The 1,458-nt window shown below is 39.8% G+C and carries 3 protein-coding genes; all 3 read right to left on the reverse strand.

Annotated features, from left to right (window positions below; all coding sequences use genetic code 11):
• Positions 1-164: 164 nt before the first annotated feature.
• A complete protein-coding gene (locus IY568_RS24345; RefSeq protein WP_194868963.1) occupies positions 165-551 on the reverse strand; it encodes a hypothetical protein in 387 nt (128 codons plus the stop codon).
• Between the two features lie 105 nt (positions 552-656).
• Complete coding sequence (locus IY568_RS24350) at positions 657-1,016, reverse strand: hypothetical protein (RefSeq protein ID WP_194868964.1); 360 nt, start codon at positions 1,014-1,016, stop codon at positions 657-659.
• 2 nt (positions 1,017-1,018) lie between these two features.
• The coding region (locus IY568_RS24355) for a hypothetical protein (protein ID WP_228553566.1) at positions 1,019-1,458 on the reverse strand (440 nt) is incomplete at its 5' end.

Raw genomic sequence — 1,458 nt, forward strand, 5'->3', positions numbered from 1 at the left:
TTCAGCTTCTTTGATCATGGCAACAATTTGTGACTCGGTGAACTTGCTTTTTCTCATCGTAAAACTTCCTTCTTTTGTTAATGGAAATTCTACTCAAGAACTGTTGCAGTTTATGGGGGAGTTACACTCTAAACTGCAGTGACCAACGAAAATTGGCTAGAGTTTTATAGCCTAACCTTAACATCCTCAAACTTGTTATCTAATAAATCTCTGATATCGTCCGAACACTCTACATACATTGAGCTGCTATCATGAAGGCCAAATGACATTTTCTTGCCATTAGAAAGCTCGAATTCAACGTCTAGCCAGTAGAGGGTTTCTTCTTCGCAATCCAAAAGTTCCGTAATCTCTTTATAAGAAACGGACACTTTATCGTCTGGATAAAATAGTAAGTCATCCCATAACGATATTTTTTCACCGTACCCTTCAGCCCGATGAACAAAAGCCTTTTGTACCTTGCAATCTATAAAATTAATAATGAGTCTCAACAAAGCTCCCAAAAGGAAGCCTGTCTTAGAACTATCTTTGTCGGATATCCAATATCTAGTCATTTAACTCCAACCAACCTAGTACAGCCCAGTAGTAGAACTATGCAGCTGTATATCCGCAACTACATTCACTTCAAAATGCGGGCATTAATAATGGTATTCTAAATTCTACTCTTGGAAGATGATCTCCTTTTCAGTATCAAATAAACTTACAGCTTCTGGCTCTCCATCAAAGTAACTTTCCCAAAAGCCTGGCTCAGACCAAAGCTTCGGAGAAAGTTCTACATGCGACCCGGCAACAAAATTAATTACCCATCTTGCAGGGATTATATTACTCACAATTTCAAACTGATTTGCGTTATGGAAAGCGGGCGTTCCATTATCACTCATTAATTGAAATTTAACTGCCGCTCCATCTTCCATATTAACAGATAAAACATGGTAAACGCTTTCCAACGATAACCATGAGCTTGTTTCTAGGGTATCTCCCGTACTTTCATCTAAAAGCTTTATACACCGAACTTTCATACTTAACCACCTGATTTAGAGTTAAAAATCACCTTATAATCTTTACTATAGAAGACTTCGCCAGTCTTAGAGTTTTTATAAAAGTGAGTTTGAAAATTTCCTGAAGGACTTTGAAAAGTCTCAGTACTATATTTACTGAATCCTTTGGGTATTGCGGGGTTGTTGATCGACGATGCTGGAATTATTTCACGAGAGCCTTTGATTGCCCCGTCAGTTAATTTACCGCTTTTAGTAAACGGCGAATTGGCTGACTCAAGTGTTAATTGGTTCGCAAGCTTAGGTCCATTGGCAATATTGTCCGCTTCCCTAAGTCCACCCTTTGACCCCTTCTTCTTAGCCTTCCACATCTTATAAGCTTTGGCAGCTGCCGCACCACCAAATGCCAGGCCACCGACCGCAGCGACCACCACAGCTTTGTAGTCAACACAGGCAAATGGCTTGC

Source organism: Pseudoalteromonas sp. PPB1 (assembly GCF_015356275.1).
GTDB lineage: Bacteria > Pseudomonadota > Gammaproteobacteria > Enterobacterales > Alteromonadaceae > Pseudoalteromonas > Pseudoalteromonas rubra_D.

Bases quoted from the DNA above. Each gene is read 5' to 3' on its own strand.
- IY568_RS24345 (WP_194868963.1), bottom strand. From the start codon at position 551: ATGACTAGATATTGGATATCCGACAAAGATAGTTCTAAGACAGGCTTC.
- IY568_RS24350 (WP_194868964.1), bottom strand. From the start codon at position 1,016: ATGAAAGTTCGGTGTATAAAGCTTTTAGATGAAAGTACGGGAGATACC.